The sequence below is a fragment of the Moraxella sp. CTOTU47724 genome, assembly GCF_032014955.1.
Classification (GTDB): domain Bacteria; phylum Pseudomonadota; class Gammaproteobacteria; order Pseudomonadales; family Moraxellaceae; genus Faucicola; species Faucicola tetraodonis.
In genome coordinates this window covers 1-6,128 of record NZ_DALZSV010000071.1, presented here as the reverse complement: position 1 = coordinate 6,128, position 6,128 = coordinate 1, and the positions used below count along the sequence as shown (strand labels likewise).

The following is a 6,128-nucleotide window of genomic DNA, read 5'->3' as shown; positions in this document are numbered from 1 at the left end:
CAACAGTAGGCTTTAGGTGCATCCAACCTTGGCGGATCTCTTCATCACCCAACATCACTGCATCGGCGATAAAGCTGTCATCGCCCAAGGTAAGCATATCGGGTACAACCCCCATAGCAGTTGAGATTTCGGCATTTTTACCTACTTTAGCCCCTAGCAAGCGATACCAATACGGGGCATACACGGTTGCATAAATACCATGCAGTGTCTGAAGGCTCGACTCTTGAATCAAATTGGCGAGCCATTTACGCCGATATAGACTGCCATGCACAGGGTGCATACCAGCTTGCAGTTTTGGCACGGCAAGCCAACGTATGGCCGCCGACACTAAAACAGTCAAGAATATCATAATGGCAGTTCCAGGAATGGCTAGGATAAAGTAACGTAGCATCGTCCAATGATAGCCTTCAGCTTGAAAGAAGGGTAACACAAACTTTTCATCGAACGCATCGACCATAATGAAGGTTGGGAAAATCGGCATATAAAACAAACAAGCAACCAACACCATACCTAGCAAATAATACAAGTGTAAGCGCATACCGATGTTTTGCGGCTGTGATGCTGGCATTGGCTCAGGCTTATTGGTCGGTTGTAGTGGAGCACCTTGCCATGCGGTATTGGCTGGCAACTGCATACCACTTACCACAGCGGCTAAACCATCTAAATAACTGCCGTCTGCCATGGTGGTGTTGCCTTCTAGAACCGAGTACGAGCCGACATAGGTATCATTTCCCAACGCAATCTGCCCGAGATGTAGCCAGCCTTTTTCAACATACGCATTGTCAAGATTGACTCCATTGCCGATATCCACATTATTGCCAATGCTCAGTAAATGCGGATTGCGAATAGTAATTGAGCCAATATTGACATTGTTACCAACTTTCGCCCCTAATGCTCGCAGGTAGCTAACATACAGGCTTGAACCCGCAAGCAGATAACTGGGTGCAAGGTCAGTCAATCTATCCGACAGCCACCAGCGTAGATATACGCTACCCCATAGCGGATACCGCCCTGCTGTTACTCTAGCAATCAGCAAACGGTTACCGACAATAGCGATCATAAAGCCGAGTAACTCCACCGCCAAAAAGGTTAATAGCGACCATACAATCGCTGTCAACATTGAGTCGCCAGGACTACCTGTAAAATAGTTGTACACAAAAAATGGGGCAAGCCATTTCATGATTTGTAACATGATGATAAAGGGCAAATACGCGGTCTGTACCAAAGTCGCCACCAAGCGTTGGCTAAAGCTCGCCGAATAACGAGTGATTTTCGCATGCTCCCCTTGTAAACCACGATTATCATAGGTAGCTATCCGCATTTTATCGGCAATACCTATCACCGTGCGAGCTTGATAAATATCTGCAATCGTCAAATGACTAAATTGTGGCACTTGGCGCAGTTGTGAAATTAACTTAGCAACTAAAAGCGAATGTCCGCCCAAATCATCGAAAAAATCGGCTTTTAACGAGATTTGTTGCACCCCAAGCAAGGTTCTTAGTTTGTCAAACAATAGGGTTTCGGCTTCATCGGCTGGCTCATCGCCTTGCATCTCACTTTGAATGCCGGCAAGTGGCATGGCTTTTAGCACTTTGCGGTCGATTTTACCCGAGGCAAGGCGGGGCACTTGGCTATCGGTGAGCCATTCAAAACGGGCAGGCATCATATAACTTGGCAAGCGTTGTCGCAGCAGATGTCGTAAATCTTGCTGACTATAGCCGTCACTCGATGCTTGTTTATCGGCATCATCCGCCACCACAAAGGCGACTAGCTGGTCTACATCATTGAGTGGACGTAGCACCACCGCTGATGTGCCGATATTGTCAATGTCCACCAACGCCGATTCGATTTCACCCAACTCGACCCGAAAGCCCCGAATTTTGATTTGGTCATCGGCACGCCCAAACATAAAGATATTGCCAAATGCATCAATTTTTGCCAAATCACCTGTTCGATATAGGATTTTTTCGTCATCATTGCTGGCGACTGGATTGTCGATAAATTTCTCGGCGGTCAACTCTGGACGACCCAAATAACCCAACGCCACCGCACGCCCAAAGATACACAACTCACCTGTGGCATCAATCGGCAAAATTTCACCATTCTCCCCACGAACTAACATGCCATAGTTGGGGAGTGGAATCCCAATCGTAACAGGCTCATTGGGTTGTAACAGTGCAAGACTTGCCGAAACCGTCGCTTCAGTCGGTCCATAGGTATTAAACAATTGACGATTAGGAATATTGTCTGGTTTGGCAAAACGTCTGACCACCGCATCGGGACACATTTCACCACCCAAGTTCATAATCCGAATACTGGATACATCATCTGGCAACAGAGCGACCAAGGTCGGTACGGCGTGTAACACGGTGATTTGATTGTCACTTAACGCTTGATACAAGGCTTCTGGGTCGGCCACAATGGCTTTTGGGGCTATCCATAGGCTTGCCCCGACCAAATAACTTATCCAAATTTCTTCAAATGACATATCAAATGCCACCGAAAAGCCTTGATAAACTTTGTCATTGGCATTGATGCCCAATCTCCCATTTTCCGAGCGTAGAAAATGACAAATACTGCCTTGCGACAGCAAAATCCCTTTGGGCTTGCCGGTACTGCCAGACGTATAAATCACATACGCAGGGTCATGAATGCTGACCGCCCCGCGGCGTAGCCAGTTTTGTGGCGGATAGTCGCTCTTATTTGGCATACTGGCACGCAAAGACTCCACTGTCCAAAGCTCGACTGGCAAACTTGCCAACACCTCAGCCACCACAGGTTTTAGCTCATCGGAGGTAATCAAGCCTACTGCATGCGCATCTTCTAGGCATACCATAATCCGCTCTGGTGGAATATCAGCATCCATCGGTAGCCACCCCGCTCCCGTTTTGGCTATGGCAAGCTGACTAATCAGCAAGTCTAGGCCACGATTTTGCCATAACCCGACCAACTGCCCTGATTTTACCCCTTTGGCAAGCAATCTATCCGCCAACGAATCGGCTTGGGTATTTAGCTCAGCGTACGTCAGCCTTTTGCAACCAAAAGTCAATGCTATTTGATCTGGGTAAGTATGTGCTGTAGCTTCAAAAATATCAGCAAGACATTCATCTCGCAAAAAGCTCGGCACTGTAGCTCCGCGCACGATAGACAATGTGCTATTAACTTGCGGTATAGCAAGTTGGGCTGGACTGATGTCAGTGCTAGGGTTGGGTATAAGGGAGAAGGGGGATACAACAGGATTATTCATGAGAGCTACCAAATTTAAAGCAAATCAGTAATTTGGTGACATGGTAATGGTCAGAGATTAGATTAAAATTAGCATACTGATGTCCATTGTAACTTTATGTAAATGTTATTAATCAATAGAAATATAGTCAATTTAGCAATAACCCTATTTTTAGCTTAAAAACCAGGTAGTTAAGTTGGTTACCCCTGTCACAGCTATCCGCCGAATAGCTAGGCGTTTTGCATTCTTTTTGGTAGTGAGAAACACTGATTCTCAAGGCAATAGCGTTAACAATGAGGTTAAATAATAAAAACGACTGGCAAAACCAGTCGTAAGGAGAATATCTAAAGCGAGTTTTTGTTAGTATTAGAGAACGAAACTGCTATTATTTAGCGATACCGCCATGACCTGAACAAGCACCACGGGTTGCCTTAGCTTTTGAGATTGAGCCATCTTTACATTTAAACCCTGAGGTGGTCACTTTTTTTGTCACAACTGTGGTCTTGCTAGTAGGTACGGTTTTGGTCGCTTTAGAGACCGATTTAATGGTGGTGGTTTGGGCTTTGGTCGCTACAGTGGTGGCTGGAGTGGTTTTCACCGCTGTGGTAGTTTTTGACGCAGGCACGGCTGGTTGTGTAGTCGTGGCAGCGAAGCTAACAGAGGCAATAGCCGTTGCAGCAGATAAAGCAATAATTTGAGCGATTTTCATTTCAAAAATCCTTACAAGATAAAGGGTCAATGTGTCGGCAAATAAGCTTGCTCATTGTGAGCATTGCTATATTTGGTGGGGTCATTATCCAGTGTTTTGACTTAGCGTTTACTTAGCAAAAATGGGCTGAAAACCGTCGAATTGTTATTGCAATGTAATTATTTTTGCTCAAGTCTTGGGGCTTCTTGCGTGATATCCCAACTGACATACGCATTTAACCCTTGTATGGTATGGCGTTGGCTGTCATAGCGATTTGATAAGCGAAAACTGCCGCCTGAATGGTTGACCAAGTTACTCACAATTGACAATCCCAAGCCAAAGCCACTAGGATTACTGGGATCAGCCGATTGCTGAGATGGTAAATTAGCGTGGGCTTGATAAAACGGCTCTAACACCTTGCTCAGCTCAGCTTCATCAATGCCTTGCCCTGTATCTTGGACAGTTAACGTTATGGTGGAGTGTTGGATTTGACTGTTGACATTGAGTAAATTAGTTTGGGTCAGACTGATATCCACCTTGCCATCATTGGGTGTGTATTTGATGGCATTTTCTAGCAAATTTTGCACAATCAATTTAAAGCCCAATTCATTGATAGGCAGTTGCACATCAAGCAAGTCATCCACACCTAAGCTGATATGTTTTTTTTCGGCAATTGGATAGTAGTCTATGAGCAACTGCGATATCACTTGCGTGGTCGAATAGCTGCTAATGGTAGCAGGGGATTGAAATTGTTCGGTTTTTGCCAATAACAATAGCTGATTCATCAGATGATTATTACGTTTGATACTCTCAAGTAATTCATCCACTCGTGTTTGATAATCAGTTGTGCCTACTGTGAGATATTTGAGTTGTTCGGCTTGTAGTAGTACTGCTGTCATGGGCGTACGAAGCTGATGCGAGGCATTGGCCACAAAGCGTTGGTTCATCGCCATGGTGGTCGTCAAATCTTTGATTTGCTGTTGAATTAGACGTAAGAATGGCTGAATTTCACTGGGTAAATCTTGCACCAACTCATCACTAATCAGTAAGCTTAAATCTTGGGGCTGAGCGGTTGCAAAGCGAGTGGGTGACACACTAGAGTGTTGCAAAATCTCTGTCACCGTCCGCAGCGGTAAAAATAGCTGATTAATGGTCAAAACCAGCACCAACACCAATAGTGGAATCAATAATAATAAAGGCAAAGTCATCTGTTTGGCACTTTGCCATGCTAAGGTATGATGAATGTTTGAATTCTCGGCAACCAAAAGCCGAGTGGTGAGTTGATTGTTGTCGGTATTTTTGGGGTCTGCGGTGAATAAATACACGCGCCATTGACCTGTATTACCTACAATGTCGTACAGACCATCGGCTTTATGTGACAGCCTTGCCAAAGTGTTGGCATCAAAGTAGTTTGCTAGGCGTTTATCGCTAAGCCAAAAAATCAGGGTTTGGTTTGCGGCGTTGTCGATGTTAAGAATATCGACGTTGACGGAGGTTTGGTCGGCGGTGTTTATCACTTGAGTGGGTAAATCGTAATCTACATTGACCTGATTTCGCTCAAAGGTCAAATCATGGCTTTTGGCGAGGCTGACAAGGCTTGCTAGTTTCATGTCTTGTAGCTTTTGGGCTTGTTTGTAGCCTTGCCACGCGCTAAACCCTGCGACACAGCTAATAAATAGCAACACCACACTGGTCACAGTCACAATCAATCGCCATTGCAGCGAATGTTGATACTTGGCTGCCCCGTGAGAGGGGCTGGGTTGGGGCGGATCCGTGAGCATCAAGATTTCTTATCTACAAACCAACCCAAGCCACGGATGTTTTTGATGACATCGCTGCCCAGTTTTTTGCGTAACGAATGAATGATAAATTCAATTACATTGCTTTCAATTTCGCTATGCCACGAGTAGATTTTCTCTTCTAACGCTTGGCGTGACTGTACTGCACCTGCATGGCTCATTAAGGCGTATAATACCGCATATTCACGGTTGCTTAAGTATTTCCATTCGCCTTGATACTGCACTTGACGGCTGTCCAAATCTAGGGTCAAAACGTCATTACTGAGTTGATTGCACTGATAGCCAAGCTGACGGCGTTTGACCGCTCGAATACGGGCGAGCAACTCGCTCAAATCAAACGGTTTGACCAAATAATCATCCGCCCCCAAATCCAACGCTTGCACCCGCTCTTTGACATTGTCATTGGCGGTTATTA

Annotated in this window: 4 protein-coding genes; all 4 read right to left on the bottom strand. The window is 45.4% G+C overall.

What is annotated here, in order from left to right; all coding sequences use genetic code 11:
• On the bottom strand, positions 1 to 3,247 hold a 3,247-nt coding region (locus RTR63_RS10690), incomplete at its 3' end, for a non-ribosomal peptide synthetase (RefSeq protein ID WP_409418216.1).
• A gap of 364 nt (positions 3,248 to 3,611) precedes the next feature.
• Positions 3,612 to 3,935 carry a hypothetical protein gene (locus RTR63_RS10685; protein WP_312524161.1) on the bottom strand — a complete coding sequence of 108 codons (324 nt, stop codon included), beginning with the start codon at positions 3,933 to 3,935 and terminating at the stop codon, positions 3,612 to 3,614.
• 158 nt (positions 3,936 to 4,093) lie between these two features.
• The gene (locus RTR63_RS10680; protein WP_312524160.1) at positions 4,094 to 5,695 is read right to left on the bottom strand and encodes a sensor histidine kinase; all 1,602 of its coding nucleotides are present in this window, start codon (positions 5,693 to 5,695) and stop codon (positions 4,094 to 4,096) included.
• The coding region (locus RTR63_RS10675; RefSeq protein ID WP_312524159.1) for a winged helix-turn-helix domain-containing protein at positions 5,695 to 6,128 on the bottom strand (434 nt) is incomplete at its 5' end. The genes RTR63_RS10675 and RTR63_RS10680, both read right to left, overlap by 1 nt.

Bases quoted from the DNA above. Each gene is read 5' to 3' on its own strand.
- RTR63_RS10680 (WP_312524160.1), bottom strand. From the start codon at position 5,695: ATGCTCACGGATCCGCCCCAACCCAGCCCCTCTCACGGGGCAGCCAAG.
- RTR63_RS10685 (WP_312524161.1), bottom strand. From the start codon at position 3,935: ATGAAAATCGCTCAAATTATTGCTTTATCTGCTGCAACGGCTATTGCC.